Annotated in this window: 24 protein-coding genes; 15 read left to right on the top strand and 9 right to left on the bottom strand. The window is 73.2% G+C overall.

What is annotated here, in order from left to right:
* The first annotated feature begins 30 nt into the window (after positions 1-30).
* Positions 31-651, top strand: coding sequence for a hypothetical protein (locus tag M0M48_RS26140; RefSeq protein WP_257753362.1), 621 nt, complete (start codon positions 31-33; stop codon positions 649-651).
* Here M0M48_RS26140 and M0M48_RS26135 read toward each other — a convergent pair.
* The gene (locus M0M48_RS26135) at positions 640-2,292 is read right to left on the bottom strand and encodes a helix-turn-helix transcriptional regulator (protein ID WP_257753361.1); all 1,653 of its coding nucleotides are present in this window, start codon (positions 2,290-2,292) and stop codon (positions 640-642) included. The two genes, M0M48_RS26140 and M0M48_RS26135, sit on opposite strands and share 12 nt — an antisense overlap.
* 93 nt (positions 2,293-2,385) lie before the next feature.
* On the opposite strand from M0M48_RS26135, the gene M0M48_RS26130 reads away from it, so the two are divergent.
* Positions 2,386-2,973, top strand: coding sequence for a hypothetical protein (locus M0M48_RS26130; RefSeq protein WP_257753360.1), 588 nt, complete (start codon positions 2,386-2,388; stop codon positions 2,971-2,973).
* 188 nt (positions 2,974-3,161) lie between these two features.
* Positions 3,162-3,284 carry a hypothetical protein gene (locus M0M48_RS26125; RefSeq protein WP_256448646.1) on the top strand — a complete coding sequence of 41 codons (123 nt, stop codon included), beginning with the start codon at positions 3,162-3,164 and terminating at the stop codon, positions 3,282-3,284.
* A gap of 22 nt (positions 3,285-3,306) precedes the next feature.
* On the opposite strand, the gene M0M48_RS26120 is transcribed toward M0M48_RS26125, so the two are convergent.
* The 3 genes from M0M48_RS26120 to M0M48_RS26110 are packed head-to-tail and all read right to left on the bottom strand — an operon-like array spanning position 3,307 to position 6,244.
* On the bottom strand, positions 3,307-3,612 hold the full coding sequence (locus M0M48_RS26120) for a DUF2470 domain-containing protein (RefSeq protein WP_257753359.1): 306 nt from the start codon (positions 3,610-3,612) through the stop codon (positions 3,307-3,309).
* Positions 3,613-3,641: 29 nt separating this feature from the next.
* Positions 3,642-4,274, bottom strand: a complete 633-nt coding sequence (locus M0M48_RS26115) for a lipoprotein (RefSeq protein WP_257753358.1) — start codon at positions 4,272-4,274, stop codon at positions 3,642-3,644.
* A 5-nt stretch (positions 4,275-4,279) separates the two neighbouring features.
* The gene (locus M0M48_RS26110) at positions 4,280-6,244 is read right to left on the bottom strand and encodes a M13 family metallopeptidase (protein ID WP_308220345.1); all 1,965 of its coding nucleotides are present in this window, start codon (positions 6,242-6,244) and stop codon (positions 4,280-4,282) included.
* A gap of 96 nt (positions 6,245-6,340) precedes the next feature.
* Between M0M48_RS26110 and M0M48_RS26105 the strand changes: the two genes are divergently transcribed.
* The 3 genes from M0M48_RS26105 to M0M48_RS26095 all read left to right on the top strand — a co-directional run bounded on the left by M0M48_RS26105 (position 6,341) and on the right by M0M48_RS26095 (position 8,067).
* On the top strand, positions 6,341-6,871 hold the full coding sequence (locus M0M48_RS26105; RefSeq protein ID WP_215816713.1) for a CAP domain-containing protein: 531 nt from the start codon (positions 6,341-6,343) through the stop codon (positions 6,869-6,871).
* 93 nt (positions 6,872-6,964) lie between these two features.
* Positions 6,965-7,522, top strand: a complete 558-nt coding sequence (locus tag M0M48_RS26100; protein ID WP_257753357.1) for a CAP domain-containing protein — start codon at positions 6,965-6,967, stop codon at positions 7,520-7,522.
* Between the two features lie 44 nt (positions 7,523-7,566).
* Positions 7,567-8,067, top strand: coding sequence for a CAP domain-containing protein (locus M0M48_RS26095; RefSeq protein WP_257753356.1), 501 nt, complete (start codon positions 7,567-7,569; stop codon positions 8,065-8,067).
* A gap of 22 nt (positions 8,068-8,089) precedes the next feature.
* Here the strand turns inward: M0M48_RS26095 and M0M48_RS26090 are convergent, their stop codons facing one another.
* Entirely contained in the window at positions 8,090-8,722 is a 633-nt protein-coding gene (locus M0M48_RS26090) for a MerR family transcriptional regulator (RefSeq protein WP_257753355.1), read from the bottom strand.
* Positions 8,723-8,803: 81 nt separating this feature from the next.
* Between M0M48_RS26090 and M0M48_RS26085 the strand changes: the two genes are divergently transcribed.
* On the top strand, positions 8,804-9,304 hold the full coding sequence (locus tag M0M48_RS26085) for a DUF4188 domain-containing protein (protein ID WP_257753354.1): 501 nt from the start codon (positions 8,804-8,806) through the stop codon (positions 9,302-9,304).
* Here M0M48_RS26085 and M0M48_RS26080 read toward each other — a convergent pair.
* Positions 9,291-10,253, bottom strand: coding sequence for an NADPH:quinone oxidoreductase family protein (locus M0M48_RS26080; RefSeq protein ID WP_215816708.1), 963 nt, complete (start codon positions 10,251-10,253; stop codon positions 9,291-9,293). The genes M0M48_RS26085 and M0M48_RS26080 overlap by 14 nt on opposite strands.
* 58 nt (positions 10,254-10,311) lie before the next feature.
* Between M0M48_RS26080 and M0M48_RS26075 the strand changes: the two genes are divergently transcribed.
* The 7 genes from M0M48_RS26075 (at position 10,312) to M0M48_RS26045 (ending at position 16,474) form a co-directional block, all read left to right on the top strand.
* Positions 10,312-11,832 carry a hypothetical protein gene (locus M0M48_RS26075; RefSeq protein ID WP_257753353.1) on the top strand — a complete coding sequence of 507 codons (1,521 nt, stop codon included), beginning with the start codon at positions 10,312-10,314 and terminating at the stop codon, positions 11,830-11,832.
* Between the two features lie 374 nt (positions 11,833-12,206).
* Entirely contained in the window at positions 12,207-12,524 is a 318-nt protein-coding gene (locus M0M48_RS26070; RefSeq protein WP_257753352.1) for a MauE/DoxX family redox-associated membrane protein, read from the top strand.
* 22 nt (positions 12,525-12,546) lie between these two features.
* The gene (locus M0M48_RS26065) at positions 12,547-13,056 is read left to right on the top strand and encodes a hypothetical protein (protein ID WP_257753351.1); all 510 of its coding nucleotides are present in this window, start codon (positions 12,547-12,549) and stop codon (positions 13,054-13,056) included.
* A 292-nt stretch (positions 13,057-13,348) separates the two neighbouring features.
* Positions 13,349-13,819 carry a hypothetical protein gene (locus tag M0M48_RS26060; RefSeq protein WP_257753350.1) on the top strand — a complete coding sequence of 157 codons (471 nt, stop codon included), beginning with the start codon at positions 13,349-13,351 and terminating at the stop codon, positions 13,817-13,819.
* Entirely contained in the window at positions 13,813-14,514 is a 702-nt protein-coding gene (locus tag M0M48_RS26055) for a hypothetical protein (protein ID WP_257753349.1), read from the top strand. The genes M0M48_RS26060 and M0M48_RS26055 overlap by 7 nt, the downstream gene beginning before the upstream one ends.
* A gap of 2 nt (positions 14,515-14,516) precedes the next feature.
* Positions 14,517-15,185 (top strand): hypothetical protein, encoded by a 669-nt coding sequence (locus M0M48_RS26050; RefSeq protein ID WP_257753348.1) that lies wholly within the window; start codon positions 14,517-14,519, stop codon positions 15,183-15,185.
* A 149-nt stretch (positions 15,186-15,334) separates the two neighbouring features.
* Positions 15,335-16,474: a hypothetical protein gene (locus M0M48_RS26045; RefSeq protein ID WP_257753347.1), complete on the top strand. Its 1,140-nt coding sequence runs from the start codon at positions 15,335-15,337 to the stop codon at positions 16,472-16,474.
* Positions 16,475-16,477: 3 nt separating this feature from the next.
* Here M0M48_RS26045 and M0M48_RS26040 read toward each other — a convergent pair whose 3' ends face one another.
* Positions 16,478-17,824 (bottom strand): GH1 family beta-glucosidase, encoded by a 1,347-nt coding sequence (locus tag M0M48_RS26040; RefSeq protein ID WP_257753346.1) that lies wholly within the window; start codon positions 17,822-17,824, stop codon positions 16,478-16,480.
* Positions 17,825-17,886: 62 nt separating this feature from the next.
* Between M0M48_RS26040 and M0M48_RS26035 the strand changes: the two genes are divergently transcribed.
* The gene (locus M0M48_RS26035; RefSeq protein WP_257753345.1) at positions 17,887-18,582 is read left to right on the top strand and encodes a pirin family protein; all 696 of its coding nucleotides are present in this window, start codon (positions 17,887-17,889) and stop codon (positions 18,580-18,582) included.
* 5 nt (positions 18,583-18,587) lie between these two features.
* Here M0M48_RS26035 and M0M48_RS26030 read toward each other — a convergent pair whose 3' ends face one another.
* On the bottom strand, positions 18,588-19,055 hold the full coding sequence (locus tag M0M48_RS26030; protein WP_257753344.1) for a MarR family winged helix-turn-helix transcriptional regulator: 468 nt from the start codon (positions 19,053-19,055) through the stop codon (positions 18,588-18,590).
* Positions 19,052-19,735: a GTP cyclohydrolase II gene (locus M0M48_RS26025; protein ID WP_257753343.1), complete on the bottom strand. Its 684-nt coding sequence runs from the start codon at positions 19,733-19,735 to the stop codon at positions 19,052-19,054. The genes M0M48_RS26030 and M0M48_RS26025 overlap by 4 nt, the downstream gene beginning before the upstream one ends.
* Positions 19,736-20,086: the final 351 nt, after the last annotated feature.

Here is a 20,086-nt window from a genome sequence, read left to right as displayed (position 1 = left end):
ACCTTCGGACGCCCCGGCACAATCGGGCTCATGACCGACCCGAGCGCCCCGCCCGAGGCGCCCGAGGCGCCCGAGCCGCTGGAGCCGCCGGAGCCGCCCGCGCACGTCCTCGTGCGCTGGCCGGCCCGCGTCGTCGCGGTGCTCGTGGTGCTGCCGGTGCGCGCGCTGTGGGACGGCTTCGGCGCGGCCGCCGGCCTGGTCGAGCGGTTCTGGGACGGCGTCGTCGTCCGGCCGTGGGTGGCGTTCTGGCGCTGGGTCGGCCGGCTGCTCCGGCCGTTCGGCCGGCTCCTCGCGGTGCCGCTGCGCTGGTTCCTGGCGTACGTCGCCCGCCCGGCCGGACGCGTCCTCGACTGGTGCTGGCAGTACCTCGTGCTGACGCCGACCCTGTGGCTGTGGCGGGTCCTGGTGGCGCCGTTCGGCCGCGGGATCCTCGCCCCCATCGGCCGTGCCCTGCGCTGGGCCTGGCAGGTCGCCGGCGGCGCGCTGCAGGCGCTCGGCGGGGCGTTGGCGGTGCCCTTCCGCTGGGCTCACCGGACCCTGGTCGCGCCCGCACTGCGGTGGGCCGGACGCACCGTGGTCGCGCCGGTACGCCGCGCCTGGCGCGAGGTCCGGACGCAGGTCCGCCGGGCGCTCGGTCGCTCAGCTCGCTGAGCCGGCCGGTCCCAGGGCCGAGCCCGCCCACCAGATGCGGGCGATCTCGAAGCGCGAGCCCGCGCCCCAGCGCAGCAGCACGTCGCCGACGTGCTTCTCGACGCCCTTGACCGAGATCCCGAGGACCTCGGCGATCTGCTGGTTGGTCCAGCCCGCGGCGACGTGCCCGGCGACCTCGGCCTGGCGCGGGCTGAGCGGCGCGGCGGCCGGCGCTCCGGGGACGGTGCGGTCGGGCGCGGCCCCGCCGACGGCGGCGAGCAGGCCGACCCGGGTCGCGACGCCGAAGGCGCACAGCACCCGCGAGACGTGGGCCCGGACCGTGCTCGGCGAGAGGAACAGGCGGGCCGCGATCTCGTCGACCTCCAGGCCCGCGAGGATCGCCCGGGCGACCTCGGCCTCGCGCTCCGACAGGACGTCCCAGCCCGCTCCGGCGACCGGGGGCAGCCGGCGCCCGGAGGCGGCGAGGACGGCACCCGCCGCCCGCCGTACGGCGGCGTGACCGGAGCGGTCGCTGTCGGCGACGAGCTCGCGCAGGGTGCGGGAGGCGGCGCCGAGGTCGTGCTCCTGGATCCGGGCCCGGGCGAGCAGGATCTGGCCCTCGGCGGCCTCCACGCCCCGGTCGTCGGCCAGGCAGCCCTCGATGCTGCGGGTGAGCAGGTCGACCGCGGTCGCGGCGTCCCCGGTCATCAGCGCGGCCCGCCCCCGTGCCCGCAGCACCGACGGCGCCGTGACCGGGTGCGCGGCGAGTGCGGACAGCGCGGTGAGCCAGACGCCGGCGGCGTCCTGGTCGTCGGCGAGGAGCGCGGCGTGGAGCAGGGTCTCGAAGGAGAGCGCGCGGTCGATGAGCGTGCAGCGGCTGAGCGCCTCGTCGGCGCCGGCCCGGAAGACCAGCGCCGAGGCGGCGGCCACGTCGTACACGGCGATCGCGCCGTAGGCGAGCAGCAGCAGCGCGCCGCGGTCGATGAAGTCGCGGGGCGCGGGCGGCACGTGCTGGGCGACCTGCTCCGCGACCAGGCCCACCTCGGCGTCGCCCGCATTGCCCTGGACCAGGACGGCGACCGCCTCGACCACCGGCGCGACCCGGCTGCCCGGCACCACGGACGCACGCACCGCGCCGAGCACCTCCTGGGCGCGCTCGATCCGCCCGGAGAAGGCGGCGATCCGGGCCTGGCAGACCCACATCAGCGGCGCGAAGGGGTGGCCCGCCCAGGCCGCTCCCGCAGGCGGTCCGGCGGCGTCGATCGCCGCAGCCTCGCCGATCCGGGCCGAGACGAGGGCGGCCTCGGCGGCGACGTACCGGACCGCGGACCACCAGCGCGAGCCCGGCTCGTCGGCGTCCGCGAGCAGCCGGGCCAGGAGCGCGCGGTCGGGCGGCGGGGCGTCGAGGTCCCCCGCCGCAGCCAGGACGGCGACCGCGAGGCACCAGGCCCGCGTGCGGTCGTCGTCCGCGGCGGTCAGGCCCGCGGCCGCCTGCGCGGTCGCCTCGGCGAAGTCGCCGAGCCAGAAGCCGGCCAGACCCGCCAGGCCGTACGCCGCCGGGTCGCCCTCGCGCGCCGCCGCGGCAGCGACCGCGCAACCCACCTCGGCCGTCCCCTCGGCGAGGTGACCGAGCACCTCGGCCAGCAGCGCCTCGCGGTCCATGAACCGAACATTCCCACGCGGGAGCGCGGTACGCGTGGATTACGCACGATCCCTACCGACGCGGGCCGCTCCGGTCGGGGAGAGTCCGGTGCTGTGACTGCCTCCCGCGCCCGTACCGCCCTCGCCGGACTCGTGCTGGTCCTCGCGACCGCCGCCGGCTGCGGGGACGACGACCCGGAGCCGGTCGCCGGCAGCACGGTGGACAGCACCGACAGCACCGACAGCACCGACAGCACCGCCGACAGCACCGAGCCGGCCGCGCTCCCCCGGTTCTGCGACCTCGTCACGCCCGAGGAGGTCACCGCGGCCGTGGGGGCCGCGGTGACGCTCGAGGCCGGTCCGCTGGACAGCTGCGAGTTCGGCCAGGACGACCCCCGCGCGCTCAGCGGCTCGCTCGGCGCGGTCGAGGTGGACACCGGCAACGGCGGGTTCGCGGCGTACCGCTCCGGCAGCAGGTCGACGCTCGACGACGGCGTCGACCACCCGATCTCGGGGGTCGGCGACGAGGCGTTCGTCGCGACGGGGACGTTCGCGGGCGGGGAGAACCTCCAGGGGGCCGGCGCGGTGCTCGTCGGCGGGACCGCCTACACGCTCGCTCTCGCGCAGGGCTCCGGCCTCAGCGAGGAGGAGCTCGTCGCGATCGGCGAGAAGCTCCTGCGGCTCATGGCCGACGCGGCCTGACCACGCGCCCGACACGTCCGGAGGGGCCGTCGCCGGGGCGCTCATCACCGGCAAGCAGATCCCCGGGTTCTTCTGCGTGACCGTGACCGGGCGGACCGCGTCCGCTCAACCCCGGGACCGCCACGCTCATCGCGTCGCCGGACTACACGCTCGACTCGACCGCCGTCGGCGCGGACCGCAACACCCACGTGGAGTCGCTCACCCAGAAGGGCGCGCCGACCTGCCCGAAGGGCTTCCGGGTGGCGACGTTCCTCCGCACCGGCGCCGACCTGGCGTTCGACCCGGAGCCGTTCGTCTTCCAGATCGACTGACGCCGAGGCTCGCCCCGCCGGCTCAGTGCGGGCGGGGCTCCTCGCCGAGCGCGACGCATGCGGCGTCGTACAGCGCGACGACCTCGCGGCGGATCTCGGCCCGCTCGGTGATCGGGCCGCCGGGCCAGAGGATGCGGCGCTGGCCGACCGGGCCCTCGGGGCCGATGACGGTCCAGCTGCCGGCCTCGCCGTCGGCATCGCTCATCGACGCGGCGACCGCCTCGGGGACGGCGTGCGCGCGGACGATGAGCAGGTTGTCGTCGAGGTGGTCGCTGTTCATGTGCGCGAGCACCGCGTCGACGACGGACGGGTCGAAGGTGTGGACCACGGAGGGTTCCTCTCGGTTCTTGGGGGGATTCAGTCGGCCAGGCGCACGGAGCGCCGGGCGAGCTCGTAGGCGGGGAGCATGCCTTCGTGCTCCTCGGCGTCCAGGCCGCCGAGCACCAGCAGGGCGACACCGTCGTTGCCGGGGGCGAGGAAGGCGCGCCGCGGCAGGTACGCCTCGTCGTACTCGTCGTAGACCTCGTAGGCGACCTCGACCAGCGCACTGCCCTCGTCGGACGTCGCGGACGTGAAGGTGAGGTCCCGGCCGGCGCCGTCCTCGAAGACGTCGACGAAGGTCGTCAACAGCGCCTCCGGATCACGGTCGGCCAGTGCGGCCGGGCCGGTGAAGACGCGGAGGTACCCGAAGTCGACCGGCGACCGGAGCTCGCACGCGAGATCGAACGGGCCCGGGCTGGTGAGCGAGGCCAGGCCGTCGCGCACCTCGGGGTCCGTCGCCTCGTCGGCCTTGGGGGGCTGGGGCACCCAGCCCTGGTCGCGGTCGAAGACGATCGGCAGCGGGCAGGGCGAGTCGGCGGCACCGACCGGGGCGAAGGCCTCGACCCGGTCTTCCTCGTCCGCGCCCTCGGCATCCGAGCCCGAGCACCCGGCGAGGCCGAGGACGCCGACCACCCCGAGCACCGCGGCCGCCCCGATGACGGACCGCACGGCGGCTACCAGATCCGGACGCGGTCGGCGGGCTCGAGCCAGAGCCCGTCACCGGGCGCGGTCGCGAACACCTCGTGGAACTCGTCGAGGTTGCGCACGATGTTGGCGCGGAACTCCGGCGGGCTGTGCGGGTCGATCGTCAGGTACTGGCGCTCCTGCTCCAGGCGCCGCTTGGTGCGCCAGACGTAGGCCCAGTTGAAGAACAGGTGCTTGCGGTCCTCGGCCGAGGCCTCGCGCCCGGCCGCGGCCTCCGCGATGAGGTACGCCGTGTGGGCGATCGTGAGCCCGCCCAGGTCGCCGATGTTCTCGCCGACGGTGAGCGCGCCGTTGACGTGCTCGTCGGGGATGTTGCGCGGCGCGAAGCCGTCGTACTGGGCGATGAGGGCCTTGGACTTCACCTCGAAGGCGGCCTTGTCGTCGGCGGTCCACCAGTCGTTGAGGTTGCCGTCGCCGTCGTACTGGGCGCCCTGGTCGTCGAAGCCGTGGCCGACCTCGTGGCCGATCACCGCGCCGATGCCGCCGTAGTTCTCGGCCGCGAGCGCGTCGGGGCTGAAGAACGGCTTCTGCAGGATGCCCGCGGGGAAGCAGATCTCGTTGGTGCCCGGGTTGTAGTAGGCGTTGACCGTCTGGGGCAGCATGAACCACTCGTCGCGGTCGACCGGCGCACCGATCTTGGCGAGCTGGCGGTCGGTCTCGAATCCCGCTGCGGCCTGGGCGTTGGCCACCAGGTCGTCCGGGACGACGACGAGCGCGCTGTAGTCGCGGAACTTCTCGGGGTAGCCGATCTTGGGCCGGAAGGTCTCGATCTTGTCGTAGGCCCGGCTCTTGGTCTCGTCGGTCATCCAGTCGAGCTTGCTGATCGACTGGCGGTAGGCGGCGAGCAGGTTGGCGACCAACTCGTCCATCATCGCCTTGGACGTCGGCGGGAAGTGCCGCGCGACGTACTCCTTGCCGACGGCCTCGCCCATCGCGCCCTCGACGAAGGAGACCGCGCGCTTCCAGCGGGCCCGCAGCTCCGGCGTACCGGAGAGGGTGCGGCCGTAGAAGTCGAAGTTGGTCTGCACGAACTCGTCGGACAGGTAGGGCGCCGCCGAGCGCAGCACCCGCGAGAGAAACCAGTCGCGCCAGCTCTCGACCGGCGTCGCCTCGAGGACGGCCGACAGGTGCTGGAGGTACGACGGCTGACGCACGACGACCTCGGCGATCGTCGCGTGGTCGCCGTCGACGTGGCCGCCCAGGTTGGTGATGTAGGCGTCCCAGTCGAACGCCGGGCAGAGTTCCTTGAGCTGGTCGGCGGTCAGCAGGTTGTAGGTCTTCTGGACGTCGCGGGTGTCGGCGCGCTCCCAGTGGCCGCGGGCGAGCTCGGTGTCGAGCGCGAGGATGCGCTGGGCCGCGCCGGCCGGGTCGGCGTGAGCGCCGAGCGTGAGCAGGCGGGTGAGGTAGCCGACGTACGCCTCGCGGATCTCGGCGAACTTGTCGTCGCGGTAGTACGACTCGTCGGGGAGGCCGAGCCCGCCCTGGACGAGGTGGAACAGGTAGCGGTCGGACTGCCGGTCGTCGGAGTCGACGTAGGACCCGAACAGGCCGTAGCCGCCGATCCGCTCGAACTCACCGAGGAACGCCGCCACGTCGCGGACGTCGCGCAGCCCGGCGACCGCGTCGACCAGCGGCTGAGCCGGGGCCAGGCCCGCGGCCTCGACCCGGTCGGTGTCCATGAAGGAGTTGAACAGGTCGGCGATCTTGCGCGCGTCGACGTCGCCCGAGGTGGCGGCGGAGGCGGCCAGCTCGGTGATGATCGTCTTGACGTCCTCCTCGGCCTGGTCGGCCAGTTGGACGAAGGGACCCCAGCTCGACCGGTCGGAGGGGATCTCCGCCTCGGTCAGCCAGGTCCCGTTGACGTGACCGAAGAGGTCGTCCTGGGGACGGATGTCGGGGTCCATGCCCGGGCGGGCGTCGTCGAGGATGCTCACGGGACGAGCCTAGGGTGTGGGTCAACGGGCGGGACTTCGGTCCTGATTTCGCGCCGGGCACTTGGATCCGCTAAGGCGCCCGCCGATTCCTGGTCCATGAAGCCCTCTCTCGGACTCCTTCCCGGGCTCGCCCTGTGCCTGACCTTGGGACTCACCCTGAGCCTCGGCCCCGGCGCCCCCGCACCCGCGAGCGCCGCGACCGTCTCGACCACGCCCGGCGTACCGGCGCGGCTGCTCGTGCAGCGGCTCCTGGAGGACCGGGTGCTCGCGCTGACCAACCAGCAGCGCCGCAAGCACGGCTGCGGCGCGCTGCGCGGCTCGGCGGCGCTCCGCAAGGCCGCGCGCGGCCACACCGTCAGCATGGCGCTGGCGGGCTCGATGTCCCACCAGCTGCCGGGTGAGGCCCGGTTCTCGAGCCGGATCACGCAGGCCGGCTACCGGGGCTGGCGCCTGGTCGCGGAGAACATCGCCCGCGGGTTCTCCACGCCGAACGACGTGGTCACCGCGTGGATGCGGAGCCCCAGCCACCGGCGCAACATCCTCAACTGCCGGCTGCGTGACCTCGGGGTGGGCGTGGTGCTCCAGAACGGCCAGCTCTGGTGGACCCAGGACTTCGGGGTCCGCTGACCGGACGCCGTCTTGTGATGGTTCATGGGGACTAGCCGACCTCGCCCGGAGCACCGGCGCGCGCGGAGCACCTGAGCTCCCAGGATGGCTCGCATGCTCCGCCGCCGCCGCACCCCGCTCCTGGGGGGAGTCCTCGGACTGCTGGTCGTCCCCGTCCTCGTCCTCGTCGTCGACGGGCCCGGGATCGCTGCGACCCCCGGCCCCGCGGCGGTCCCGGCGGTCCCGGCGGTCCCGGCGGTCCCGGGGGCCGAGCGGGCGGTGATCAGCACGCTCTTCGAGGCGCGGGTGGTCACGCTGACCAACCGGCGGCGGGCCCGGGCGGGGTGCCGGCCGGTCCGGGTCGACGTACGGCTGCGGGAGGCGGCGCGGGCGCACAGCACCGCGATGGCGCAGGCGGGACGGATGGCGCACACCCTGCCCGGCGAGCCGGGGCTGGTGCGGCGGATGACGCAGGCCGGCTACACCGGGTGGCGCCGGCTCGCGGAGAACCTCGCGGCCGGGTTCGTGACGCCCGCGGGCGCCGTACGGGCGTGGCTGGCGAGCCCGGGTCACCGCCGCAACATCCTGGACTGCCGGATGCGCGAGATCGGGGTCGGCGTGGTCGTCGAGGGGACGCAGCTGTGGTGGACCCAGGACTTCGGCCGGCGATGACACCGGGGCTACCGCCGGGTGCGCGGGACCGCCATGATGCAGCCGTGCGTCTCGCCGCCCTGCTCCTGACCGCGTTCACCGCGGCCGTGCTCCTGGTCCCCACGCTTCCCCTCTCACCTGCCGGCACCAGCACCGGCGCCGGCCCGGTCGCGACCGGCGTCTCCCCGGTCGAGCAGCGCCTCGCGAACCGGGTCAACCGGGTACGCGCCCAGCACGGCTGCGGCGCGCTCCAGCACCGCGCCGCGCTCCACGGCACCGCCCGTACCCACAGCGCGCTGATGGCCCGGCACCGCCGGCTCGCCCACCAGCTGCCCGGCGAGGCCACGCTCAGCAGCAGGCTCGCCGGCGCCGGCTACCCGGCCAGCCGCCGGATGGGCGAGGTGATCGCGGCCGGGGCGATGAGCCCCAAGCGCGTCGTGCGGATGTGGCTCGGCAGCCCGTCGCACCGGCGGCTGCTGCTCGACTGCCGGTTCCGGCAGATGGGCGTCGGCATCGCCGAGAGCGCGCCCGGGCAGCGCTGGTGGACCGTCGACCTGGTCCGCTGAGCCTGGGCCGGCCGAGCCTCGGCTAGTCGGTGAACCGCTGCGCGGAGTAGTGCTCCTCGGCGATCCGCCGCAGCACCAGCAGCAGCTCGCCGTAGACGACCTGGCCGACGACCATGCGCTCGACGAGCACGTCGCGGTCGGCCTCGTCCGGCCCGGCGAACGCGCCGATCTCGAAGCGCGCCAGCTCGTCCACCAGCCGCAGGTACGTCGCAGCGCCCTCCTGCGCGCTCTCGTCCTGCCCGCCGCCGAGGTCGAGGATCGTGCCGACCAGCGCCGCGAGGTGGTCCCGGTCGGGGGAGTCCGGGCGGACCCGGTCCCAGCCGGCCTGCTCGATGAGGGCGTCGGCCATCGCGCGCAGGTCCGGTCCGGGCTCCGGCGGCGCGCCGTGCAGGGCGTCGCAGGCGACCCCGAAGACGTCGTGCACCGAGGCGTCGGCGTCCTCGACCGCCTCGACGAGGGAGCGCAGCCGCTCGACGGGGACCTCGCCGACCTCGCGCAGCACGCGCAGGAGGCGCAGCCGGCGCAGGTGCGTGTCGTCGTACTCGGCGAGGCGGGCGGCGACCTTGCGGGCGGGCGGCAGCAGGCCCTCGCGCTGGTAGTACTTCAGCGTCGCGACGCTGACGCCGGCCGCGTCGGCCAGCTCGGAGATCCGCACGTGCGCCTCGATTTCCTCTTGACGATCCAGTCGGATAGTCGCACTATCTAACTAGACAGCGCAACTATCCAAGGAGCCGTCATGAGCCAGCCCGCCGCCTACCGTGCCGCCGCCGAGCACGCCCCCGCCGGCGTCCGGCCCGGGATGAACGCCGTCCGGCTGGACCCCGGTCAGGACGAGGTCGTCGTCTTCCTGATCGGCATGCGGGTCAACCGCTGGCGCCGGCTGCGCAGCTGGCTCCCCGTCCTGGCCGCGATGCCGCGGATGCTGCGCCAGCTCCAGAAGAACCCCGACCTCGGCCTGCTCCGCGCCGACCTCTACGCCAACGGCCGCAACTTCGTCGCCCTCCAGTACTGGGCCACGCCGGCCCAGCTCTACGCCTTCGCCCGGGCACCCGAGCTCACCCACGCCCCGGCCTGGGGCCGGTTCAACCGCCGGGCGGCGGGCACCGCCGACGTCGGCGTCTGGCACGAGACGTACGTCGTCCCGGCCGAGGCCGTCGAGGCCCGCTACGGCAACATGCCGCCCTTCGGGCTGGGGCGTGCGTTCGGTGTCGCCGAGGGACGGGTCAGCGCACGCTGACGACGAGCTTGCCGAGCGCGGCGCGGGCGTCCATGTCGAGCAGCGCCTGGCCGAACTCCTCGAGCGGGTAGACCTTGCCGACCGGCGGCTTCACCGCACCCGACGCGATCATCGGCACCAGCTGGGCCCACTGCTGCTGCAGGTAGCCCGGCCGCACGAAGGCGTAGGCACCCCAGCCGACCCCGCGCACGTCGACGTTGTTGAGCAGCAGCCGGTTGACCTTGACCTCCGGGATGCCCTCGCCCGCCGCGAACCCGACCACCAGGAGCCGACCCTGCGGGGCGAGGCTGCGAAGCGAGTCGGTGAACGCCGAGCCGCCGACCACGTCGAGGACGACGTCGACGCCCTTGCCGCCGGTCAGCTCGGCGACCGCGTCCTTGAAGCCGTCGAAGAGGACCACCTCGTCGGCACCGGCCGCCTTGGCGAAGGCCGCCTTCTCCTCGGTGCTGACCACCGCGATCGTCCGGGCACCGAGCCCGCGCGCGACCTGGAGGGTGGCGCTGCCGACACCGCCGGCCGCGCCGTGCACGAGCACCGTCTCGCCCGCGCGTACGCCGCCGCGCTCGTCGAGCGCGAACAGCGCCGTCAGGTAGTTCATCGGCAGGGCGACGGCCTCCTCGAACGTGATCGAGTCGGGCAGCGCGAACACCGCATCGGGGTGGCCGACGACGAGCTCGGACGCGCCGCCGTACCCACCGACGCCGGCGACGCGCTGGCCCGGCTCGAAGCCGGGCCCGGACACCACGACACCGGCATAGTCGACGCCCAGCGTGAACGGCGTCTCGGGGCGCAGCTGGTACTCACCGCGGCTCAGCAGCAGGTCGGGGAAGGACACGCCGACGGCGTGCACCTCGACCAGGATCTCGCCGGGACCGGGCGTGGGGTCCGGCACCTCCTGGACGACGATGTCGGCGGGACCGGTGGTGGTGACGACCTGGACTGCGCGCATGGCGGGCAGGCTACGCCCGTCCGTTTCATCCCGGTCCGGCGAGGGCAGGGAACCTGCCGTGAGCGACTGGACGGACTGGAAGCAGAACCGACGCCTCGAGGAGGCCGAGGCGCAGCTCGACGCCGAGCGCAGCGCGCGCAGCCGCCTCGCCGACCAGATGCGTACCCAGCAGGGCAACCTGCAGGGCCAGATCGACCGGCTCACCCGGGCCTTCGTCGCGCTCGTCGAGCACGAGGACATCCGCGCCGAGCTCGGCCAGTACGCCGACGCCGCCGCGTGCCGGCGCTACGCCCGCGAGGTGGTCTCGACCGTCGTCGCCACCGGTGCCGCCGCGCTGCGCGGTGCGGCGGAGCCCGAGGACGTGCCCGGCTACTGGCTGGCCCCGGCCGCACGGGGCATCGTCCGGATCGCCCAGGGCGAGACCGGCGGACCCGAGCTCCTCGCCGAGGCCGCGCACCGCGACCCGCGCCGGACCACGCTGCTCCTCACCCTCCTCGGTGCGCTCACCCGCGACCCCCGCTGGACCGCCGGGACCGACCTCGCCCGGGTGCTGCCGGACCGGCCCGAGGTGACCTACGCCCAGCGCCAGGTGTGGCTCGCCGTCGCCGAGGGACGCCTGGCGCCCGACGGCGACGCGCTCGCCACCGCGCTCCGCGCGCAGGTCGCGGCGACCGGCAGCGCCGGGCTCGACGAGGTCGCCGCCTGGCTCGAGGAGATCGCCCCGCCCGACCCCCGCCACCTCGCCGTCGAGCGGGCGACCGCCCAGCTTGCGGCACTCCAGCAGGTGCTGGCCGGCGGCGGCGTGGCGCCGGCCGCGGCCCTCACCACGGACCCGACCGATGTCCCCGCCGAGAGCCCGCCCGAAGACCCGCTGGCCGACTGCGTGCGATCGCTGGTCGACGAGGGCTCCCCCGGCGAGGCCGAGATCCTCGACCGGATGGCGACGGTGCGCGCCGACCTCGGCTTCATCGACGACCGCGCCGCCTCGCTGGCGCCGGCCTGGTCCGGCACCGCCGGCGACGTGGTCCGGCTGCTGCTCGACGACCTGGCCCAGCCGCCCGGCAGCCCCCGGCACGACCTGGCCCGGCAGGCGCTCGCCCCCACGCTCGGGAGGATCGGCGACGAGCTGGCCGCGCAGGCCGCCGTACCGCCTCCGGAGACGCGGACCGTCGAGGTCGCCGGCGAGGTGCTCACAGTCACCCGCGACGGCGTGTCCGGCGACTGGCCGGGCCGGGTCGGTGCCGCGATCGAGCGGCGCCATCCCGTCGACCGGCGACTGCTCCCCGGCGGCGGCGCACTCCTCGCCCTCGCCGTGGTGCTCGCCGGGCTGGGCTTCGTGGCCGCCGGCTGGTTCGTGCTCGCCGGGGCCGCGCTCGTCGGCGGCGGCGCGCTGGTCGGCACCGCACTGCTCCGGCGCCGCGCCCTGACCGAGACCCGGACCTCGACGCTCGCCGCGACCGAGCGCCGGATCTCCCAGGAGCGGGTCACCCTCGACGAGCACCGCGAGCGCAGCATCACCGCGTCCACCCGGGCGCGCGAGCTGCACCGCGGGGTGGGGACGGCCACGCTCAGCTCTTAGCGGGGCCCTCGCGCCGATGCATCCGTGGATTCCGCTGATCGTAGGGCCCGTTCGTGGTCCAGATCGCCGATCTGCGCAGGGTCGCCCATCGCTCCTTGACGACCTCGTACGCCATTGCGGACGGTGTGGCGACAGCGGGCCGACGAGGTGAGGAGTGGCGAGAATGGCGGAGGTTCTGGCCATCGCGGCGCTCTCGGCCGGCGCTGCCCTGCTGCTCGTCGGCGGCCTCGTCCACCTGCGCGACGGGCGGGCGCTGCTCGCCTCGTTGCTGCACCACGACGTCCTCCCCTACCGCGTTGCCCGCATCGCAGCTCGCACGACGCCTCCACTGCAGGTCCTGGTCGCCCTGGCGGCGATCGCGGCCGTAGCGACCGGTGAACCGAGGTTCACACCCGGCCGTCGGACTGGCCGCCACGGCGACCTTCCTGGCCATGGCCTGCTACCTCGCCGCCGCCGTGCTGCGAAACCCCGACGCGACCTGCAACTGCTGGGGCAAGGCGCAGCCGCTGACCTGGATCTCCGTCATCCGGGCCCTCGTCCTCGCAGGTGGCGCCGCCCTCTACTCGGGTGAGTCGGTGAGGGTACTGGACACGCAGGAGCTGTTGCTGGGGGCGATCCTCGGCGCGGCCTTCGCGACCGCACTTGCGGTGCTGCCCACCGCCACCCACGTGCACCGACAGGCCCAGCCCTGATGCCGACCGAAGGAGCCCGACCTTGACCGCCACCTCCGCAGCCCTCGTGCTGGCCTGGATCGCCATCGTCTGCTTGACGCTGGTCCTCGGCGGGGTGGTCATCGAGCTGCGCCGCGCCCGCGCGATCGGCGGGCCCCCCGGTTCGAGGGCGGACGACGTCGACCACACCGTGCGGTCGCGTGCCCTCCCGTCCGACCCTGCGGTCGCGCCCTCGCGGGTACTGCTGCTCGTCGACGAGAACTGCGCGGTGTGCCACGAGGCGATTCCTCAGTTCCTTCGCCTGTGCGACCAGCTCGATGGCCAGATCGAGGCGGACCTCCTGGTGTCGCACGACTGGCTCAGCCCTGACGGTCCGGCGAACGTGGTGATCGATCGCGATCTGTACGCCCACCTCTTTCCCGGCTGGCTGCCGGCGCTGGTCCACGCGACGTCGGACGGCGTGCTCAGCATCGAGCCCGCTGGGTCCGCGGCCGCGCTCGGCGCGCTCATCGACGAGGTCGCCGCCACCGCCCCGACTCCCGGCCGCCGCTGAGCAGCCGACGGAGCCGGACATCATGCTCACGCAGGCAACGAGGCCGCTCCCCCTGGCTCTCGCCCTCACCGTTGCGACCGCGGCACTCACGGCGGGTCTGATCCTCGAGCCTGAGGGCGCGCCCCACCAGGCGATGTGGGTCCTGCTCGCGATGGCGGCGGGATTCAGCATCTCCGGTTCGGTTTGAAGCCACAACTCAGCCCTGCTGATTGCGTCGGTCTGGCGCACCCATTCACGCACGTACTTCGTCGTCGGGCTCGTCATCGGAGGGAGCGCCACGGGCGTTCTCCTCGTGACGCTGGGCTCGCTCCTCGTACGGCCCTGGCTCCCGCCGACCTGGGCGGCAGGGATCGTCGTCGCGGTCGTTCTCTACGGCCTCCTGCACGACACCGTGCTGCCCCGGCTCCCCCTGCCGCAGAACGCGCGGCAGGTCCCGGAGAACGTCGTGCGGTCAGGACCCCGTCTCGGCGCCCTGCAGTTCGGCTTGGAGATGGGCACGGGAGCGCGGACCTTCATGACCTCGATGACGCCCCACATGCTCGGCGCGACCCTGCTCCTGCTCATGTCCTGGCAGGCCGGCCTCCTGGCCGGCGCGGCGTTCGGCCTCGGTCGCTCGATCGTCCCGCTCGCCTGGAGCCTCACCGAGCACGAGACGCGGTGGTCGAACGAGTTCGCCGACCGGGAACGCACGATTCGCACGGCCATCGCCGCCACCTCCGCTGCGGCATGGATCACCCTCATGACAGGAACGGGACCTTGGTAGTTCTCTCAGCACTCAACGCGCTCGGCAAGCGGCTCACGGTAGAGGTCGCGGGCGAGGTCACGGCGTCGCCGTGGTACTCCGACGTCAAGGTGGTCGCACCGCTGACCGGACGTGAACCCGACCAGGTCCACACCCGGGACTTCACGGTCTCGCCGCGCGGCAACCACGACTACTACATGGCCGAGGAGCTGAGAGCGCGCCCGTTCGCGCGACTGGCTTCCGGTGGCGGCGAGTTCATCTTCTGCGCGTCGGACGACCCGCGACGTCAGGGGCTCGCGATGTGGCGCGGCCAGCACCACGAGATCTCGACGTACGCCCCCGCCCCGTGGGCCCGGGACGACAAGTACGGGCTCGCCTGGTTCGAAGGACTCTCCTTCACCGACGAACCCGACGGCCTCGTCGTGCACAGCGAGCGCGACACGGTCGTCGTCGACTCCCTCGACATCTCCATCGCCGAGGTCGGCTACCTCTACGTCCACGGGGCGCAGAGCGGCCTCGGGTTCGTCCCCGAGCACGCCGGTGCCCTCCTCGGCGTGGGCGAGCTCTGGAAGCAGCTCGCAGACGACCTCGCACTGGATCACCTGATTTTCGCCAGCAGCACCGCCGTCGCCGTCGGCTCCCCGGCCGACCTCGACGACCCCCATCGCATGGTCGACCTCTTCGGCCGCGTCACGACCCTGGAATACGAGGTGTAGGAATGTCACGACTCAGCCTTCCCGAGATCCCGACCACGGATCCGCCCCATGTCAGGACCCGTCGGAGCAGCGCGCGCAAGGCGCTCGTCCGATCGCAGCTCGGCCGCCGCGGCTTCATCCTGGGCGGACTCACCAGCGCGTCCGTCGTGGCGCTCGGCGCCTTCGACGGCTTCCTTGCGAAGATCCCCGGTGTGGCCGCCGCACCGGCGGCGCCGACGTGGAACAACTGCCGCGCTTACCTCGATGCCGCGCGGGCCAGGTACGGCGGTACCGACGCAACGTATGCGCTGTGGGCCGAGTGCAACCCCCACGCGAGCCAGCACCCCGGCAACGTGGGAGACGACGGCGTGATCAATCCGGGAGACATCGGCAGCAAGTTCTGCGCCAGCGATGGCTACCACCGCCGCGACTACGTCGTGCCCGCGAACCCCGACGCCAACCGGCGCAAGTACGACCGACGTCCCTACTCGTGCGCAGGGAAGAACGCCTGGGTCTGGCGAGTCGACCTTGGTCGTCCTCTGCCGAACAAGAGGAGCCGCCTGTGCTCCGACGGCAAGGTCGAGATCATCGCGCCTGGGGGGCGGCACAAGAATTGGTTCAACACGGTGTGCGAGCGCCGGCTCCCTCAGTACGACCCTGACGGTGTCACTCTCACCGCCGACGAGTACTGATGCGCATCCTGCGAAGCCGCACCAGGCCGAATCATCGCCGAGCGGCCATCGGCGCCGGCGCCCTCGCGGTCGTCAGTCTGCTCCATGGATGCACGGGCGCCGCGAACGCTCCCGAGCAGACGTCGGGTACGTCCTCGTCGGGAGACGCAGTGAACCGCCAGGACTGGACCGGGCTGGTAGGCCGGGACGCGGTGCGACCGCAGGTCGTCCGCGCCGCGGACCTCGAGCGTGCTCCCTGGGCCCGCGGGTACCGCCTGCCCCGGCGCCCACCGCCTCCGGCGGACAAGGTCCCGCGGCTCCTCGACGACCTCCCGGGGCGCGCGGTGATGACCTACTACGCCGAACCGAGCCATCTCGCGGGTTTCGCGGGTTCGCCCTATCCCACGGCCTGGGACCGGGAGACCATCTATTTCCTGGGTGACGACCTGCGCTGGCGAGTACTCCCGATGACGGACCTCGGCCTCGCGGACTCGGCCTGGTACGGCACCGACAACTACGGCGCCGGCAGTCTGTCGCCGGACGGGCGCTGGTGGGGGACCACGTCGATGAACGGGAGCGTGGTCCTCGACTTGCGCACCGGCCGGGTCCACCGGGCCCGGGTCCCACGTGTCGGCCCGGACGCGACCGGTGCCGGCGTGATCTACAGCTGGACGTCCGACTCCTCGCGCGTACACGTCGAGGACACGGGCACCGGCCCGGGGGTCTGGATCGAAGCCCCCGAGTTCGACCGAGCCGCTCCCGCGCCCGAACGCGCGATCCCCCATGCGTCCGGGTACGCCGAGTCGCACAACCAACCCGGACGTCTGCCCTACCAGGCCGACCCTCCCCTGACCTTCCGGTTCTTCGACGACTCCGGCCGGCTGCGCGCTGAGCGGGTCGTCGGCGCCTCACTGCTCGGGAAGCCGTTCCGTGACCGGCAAGGCGGACCAGGTGCGTTCGTCTACGGCTTCCTCGACGGCGTCGAGGACCCTGATGGCGACCTCGGTTTGCGCAGTGTGCACGCATGGACGAAACGCGAGTATCTCCAGGAGCTGGCAGTCGTGGACATCACCAACGGGGCGGTCAAGGCGCGCATGCGGACCGACGCGATGATCCGCGGTCACTTCGACCGCGACCTGTGGCTGCTCGAACCGCCGCAGGTGCAGGGATCGGAGACCTATCCCGGAACCCGCTATCTCTGGAGCTCCACGACCGGCGAGGTCACCAAGCTCGCCGAGCTCGCGCCGCGGAGATCGGATGCGCGCGTCTACGAGTTCTCCTACGCCCGCGACCTCATCCGCGAGCGCTGAGGATCAGCTCGTGAGCCGGGCGTGCTCCGCGACCAGGTCGGCGTACCAGCTGAAGGAGCGCTTGGGCGTGCGCTTCTGGGTCTCGTAGTCGACGTGCACGAGCCCGAAACGCTGCGTGTAGCCCTCGGACCACTCGAAGTTGTCGATGAGCGACCACGCGTAGTACCCGCGGATGTCGACCCCGCGCTCGATGGCCTCGGCGACGGCGGTGAGGTGGAGCGCGTGGTAGTCGACGCGCTGGTGGTCGTCGACGACACCGTGCTCGTCCGGGCCGACGCCGTAGGAGCAGCCGGACTCCGTGATCACGATCGGCGGTACGGCGGCGCGGAAGCGCGCGCGGAACATGATCAGCCACTCGCGCAGCGCGTCCGGTACGACGGGCCAGCCGAAGTCGGTGACCGGGTAGCCCAGCACCTCGCGGAACTCGAAGGGCAGCTCGGCGTTCTCGTCGGCCGCGGCGATCCGCATCGGGTTGTAGTAGTTGACGCCGTAGAAGTCCAGCGGCTGGCGCATGGTGGCGAAGTCGCCGTCGCGCACGTGCGGCTCGAGCAGCATCATCAGGTCGTCGGAGTAGCGGCCGAGCAGCATGCCCTCGAGGTAGTGCCCGTTCCAGAGCGCGTCGAAGAGCTTGGCGGCGCCGACATCGGCCGGGTCGTCGCTGGCGGGCCAGATGGGGGCGTGGTTGTTGGCGCACCCGATGCTGGTCGCACCGGCCGCGCGCAGCGCGATCGCGGCGCGGCCGTGGGCGACGAGCAGGTGGTGACCGACGGGCAGCGCGTCGAACATCAGCGAGCGGCCGGGCGCGTGGAACGGGACGGCGTACCCCATGAGGGTGACGACGCTCGGCTCGTTGACCGGCACCCAGTCGACGACGCGGTCGGCGAGGCGCTCGCCGACGATGGCGGCGTAGTCGGCGAACCGGTCGATGGTGGCCCGGTTGAGCCAGCCGCCGTCGTCCTCGAGGGGCTGGGGCAGGTCCCAGTGGTAGAGCGTCGCCATCGGCTGGACGCCGGCCGCGAGCAGTCCGTCGACCAGCCGGTCGTAGTAGTCCAGGCCGGCCTGGTTGACCGCGCCGCTGCCGGTCGGCTGGATCCGCGGCCAGGAGATCGAGAAGCGGTAGCCGGAGGCGCCGAGGCGCCGCATCAGCTCGATGTCCTCGGGCCAGCGGTGGTAGTGGTCGCACGCGACCGCACCGCTCGAGCCGTCGACGATCCGCCCCGGCTCCGCGGTGAACGTGTCCCAGATGGATCGGCCTCGGCCGTCCTCGTCGACCGCACCCTCGATCTGGTACGCCGCCGTGCTGGTCCCGAACCGGAATCCGGCCGGGAACCGACCAGCGAGATCTCCCACCCTGTCTCCCACAGGCTCACCCTCGCATGCCGCAGTGCGCTGACACCGGCACAATCTGCCACGTGAGTGTGGAGATCCGCAGAGGTTCGGCCAGGTTCCTCGAACGCGCGCCCGGTCGGCTCAGCCACCACGGGTTCTCGTTCGGCCCCCACTTCGACCCCGAACGACTCTCGTTCGGGCCGATGGTGTGCCACGACGACCACGTGCTGGGCCGCGGCGCCGGCTTCGAGGAGCACCCCCACGAGGCACAGGAGATCGTCACCTGGGTGGTCTCCGGAGCGCTGGTGCACCGCGACGCGACCGGCACCGAGACCGTCCTCGGCGCCGGCGAGTGCGGCGTGCTGTCGGCGGGTGCCGGGGTGCGCCACTCCGAGGTGGCGAGCGAGGACGGCCCGGCACGCTTCGTGCAGGTGTGGCTGACGCCGGACGACGCCGCGGTCGACTCCGCGCCGCACTACGCCCGGACGGCGGTCGACGCGGCGCCCGGCTCCGGACCGGTCCGGGTCGCGGGGACCGGCGCGCCGCTGGCGCTCGGGGTGCGCGGCGCGGCGCTGGACGTCGTACGGCTGGGGGCGGGCGAGAGCGTCACGCTGCCGGCCGCGGCGCGGATGCACGCCTTCGTCACCACCGGCGCGCTGCTGCGCTCGTCGCTGGCCGAGCCGCTGGCGGCGGGCGATGCGTTCTGCATGACCGACGAGGGTCCGCACGACGTCACGGCCGCCGTACCGACCGAGATCCTGGTCTGGACCTTCGCCTGACCCGCTCAGCCCTCGCCGAGCTCGTCGATGCCGCCGACCAGCGCACCGGCGATCTCGCCGAGGCTGCGCACCTGCTCGGGGGTGAGCCGGTCGAAGACCAGCTCGCGCACCTGGGCCAGGTGCCCCGGCGCGATCTCCTGGAGGAGGGCGAAGCCCTCGTCGGTGAGCACCGCGAACTGGCTGCGCCGGTCGTCCGGGCACTGCCGGCGGGTCACCCAGCCGCGCCCCTCCAGCACGGAGATCGCGTGGGTCAGGCGCGACGGACTCGTCGCCGTCAACCGGGCCAGCTCACCCATGGTGAGGGTGCGGTCGGGCTGGCTGGAGAGGTTCGCGAGCATCGCGTAGTAGGTGTGCGTGATGCCCGCCTCCTCCCGCAGCCGCCGGTCGAGCGCCTGCGGCAGCGCCTGCACGAGCCGCACCAGCGGCAGCCACGCCGCCAGCTCGTCGTCGTCCAGCCAGCGCGGCTCGCTCACGCGATGTCCAGGTCCAGGGTGTGCGCGGTGTGGTCGCGCTTGACCGTGAGGTAGCGCCGGTTGGCCGCCGACAGGTGGACCCCCGTCGGCACCCGCTCGTCGACCGCGACCCCGTGCTCCTCGAGCTGCGCGGCCTTGTCGGGGTTGTTGCTCAGCAGCCGGATCCGGTCGGCACCGACCGTGAGCAGCATCTGGACGGCGGCGCGGTAGTCGCGCTCGTCCTCACCGCGGCCGAGGGCCAGGTTGGCGGCGTACGTGTCGAGGCCGGCGTCCTGCAGGGCGTAGGCGTCGAGCTTCTCGTACAGCCCGATACCCCGACCCTCCTGGCGCAGGTAGAGCAGGAAGCCACCCTCGGCAGCGATCCGCTCGACCGCCTCACGCAGCTGCGGACCGCAGTCGCAGCGCTCCGAACCGAACACATCCCCGGTCAGGCACTCGCTGTGCGGCCGCACCAGCGGCGCCTCGCCCCCGAGCGGCAGCTGCGCGAGCCGGGCCCGCCAGTCACCGAGGCCGAGCAGCAGGTGCTCCTTGCCGTCGACGAGGTGGTGGAAGGTGAGCACGTCCGCGGTCGTCGCGTAGCCGTCGGGGAAGCGCAGCGGGATCACGACCTGGGTGCGCACCTCGGCGCGCGGCAGGCGCGCGGCGTCGGGGCGCAGGAGCTGGAGGCAGTCAGTGGTCATCGTCGGTCCTTTGTTTCAAGTTTGAAACGATGACTGCTTCAAGGCACTCGGCGGGCGGGGTATTCCGGCGGGCGGGAGGTTTTTCCAAGGCGCCGGGACGCGGTCGGCCTGCCCGGCACTCCATGCCATCGACCAATCGCGGCGATGCAGAGAGCTGCCCCATGTCACGTCGAGCCGAACAACAGTCATGACTAGGCGCGCAACGCGTGTCCACAATCCGGTATGGCCATTGACCTTCCTTGGAGGTCCGCCGACTATTTCCGAACCTCGGAGCCGAGGGATTCTTCTTGACCGGAAGAAGCGCCACCAGGCGAATCACCGCGCCGCCGCACGATGAAAGGACTTTGCGTC

Source organism: Pimelobacter simplex (genome assembly GCF_024662235.1).
In the GTDB taxonomy this organism is placed as follows: Bacteria; Actinomycetota; Actinomycetes; order Propionibacteriales; family Nocardioidaceae; genus Nocardioides.
This window is presented reverse-complemented; position numbering and strand designations above follow the sequence as displayed.